This window comes from Vibrio sp. 2132-1 (assembly GCF_033344315.1).
This window is the reverse complement of the sequence record NZ_JAWPON010000587.1, coordinates 1-589: the sequence shown is the minus strand read 5'-3', so window position 1 is coordinate 589 and position 589 is coordinate 1. Positions and strand designations below refer to the sequence as shown.

Annotated in this window: 1 pseudogene; it reads left to right on the top strand. The window is 40.6% G+C overall.

The annotated features are described in order from the left end of the window. Positions 1-318: pseudogene (locus tag R8N47_RS26810) on the top strand (bifunctional NADH-specific enoyl-ACP reductase/trans-2-enoyl-CoA reductase); the annotation flags it as partial. Between the last annotated feature and the right edge of the window lie 271 nt (positions 319-589).

Sequence of the window (589 nt, the reverse complement as noted above, 5' to 3'; positions counted from 1 at the left end):
CGAGTAATGAAAGAGAAAGGCACGCATGAACGCTGCATCGAACAAATGCAACGTCTGTTCACGACGAAGCTTTACGATCAGCCTAAAGTTTCTGTTGATGGCGAGCGATTAATTCGAATTGATGACTTAGAACTGGATCCGCAAACGCAGGCTGAAGTGAGTCATTTATTAGAACAAATGAATGCGGAGAACTTTAAAGAGATTGGTGATTACCAAGGCTTTAAAGACGAGTTCATGAAACTAAACGGCTTTAACTTTGACGATGTAGACTACTCGCAAGACATTTCGTTAGAAACCTTGGCGTCACTTAAGCCATAAGTTCGTCAAATTTGTTTCATATTTGAGATGGCTTCCAACAATTTAGGGTCCTGAAAGGTTTTCAGGACTTTTTTTTGTTTCGTCTGTGGGCGACCCTATACTTAAGTAAAACGACTAATGTTATAACAATTACTACTGCATAAATCTTCGATTCACAGGATGTGAAACTACCGGAAAGGAAGGCCTCTATGGGGAGATTTCAAACACTAGATTATGAGATTCCTGAATCCATGCAGCGAAGCTGGCAGGATATTGTCAATCTCCTCGCAAA